1 protein-coding gene is annotated in these 530 nt (G+C 62.6%); it reads right to left on the bottom strand.

Features of this window, described 5'->3' with window-relative positions; genetic code table 11:
- Positions 1-237: 237 nt before the first annotated feature.
- Positions 238-530, bottom strand: a 293-nt coding sequence (locus tag OQK_RS30875) for a DUF6124 family protein (protein ID WP_016770784.1), incomplete at its 5' end; no start/stop codon positions are given.

Genomic DNA, 530 nt, shown 5'->3' with positions numbered 1-530 from the left:
ACCGAAGCTGCTGCCCGAGCACATCCATCGGGTTAAATAAATCCGTCCCCTTTGTGCGCGCCTTTGTGCTGTGTCAACTCTGACAGGTCGGAGGGGGTTTGCGATGAACGGTCATGAAGAGTGTTCCCATGCGCAAAGGCATGCAGCCGGGACGCTCCGGATCCCATCGGGAGCCGAACGCGGAGCGTCCGTTGAGGCATTCCCACGCAGGAGCGTGGGAACGATCATCGGGCTCCGCTACTGCGGCAACTCCAGATTATCCAGCACCCGATTCACCGCCAGTTCCCCGAGCATGATCAACTGCGCAATCCCCATCAGCGTCCGGCGCTGCGATGGCTTTACCAGCCCGGCGAATTCCTGGGCGATGGTTTTGGCCGAGGCGAGGGTTTCGCAGGCGTTGGCCAGCAGGTCTTCATTTTTGGTGTCGGCGGTGACGGCGTACATGGCGCGGGGGCTGAAGGGCGGCGGGGTCGAGCCGGGTGGGCAGAGGTAGTGGTCGAGGGCGCGGTCGGCGGCTTGGTGGAGTTTTT

The sequence above is a fragment of the Pseudomonas sp. R62 genome, from assembly GCF_000257605.1.
Taxonomy (GTDB): domain Bacteria; phylum Pseudomonadota; class Gammaproteobacteria; order Pseudomonadales; family Pseudomonadaceae; genus Aquipseudomonas; species Aquipseudomonas atacamensis.
The sequence above is the reverse complement of the archived record's forward strand: the minus strand, read 5'-3'. Positions and strand labels throughout refer to the sequence as shown.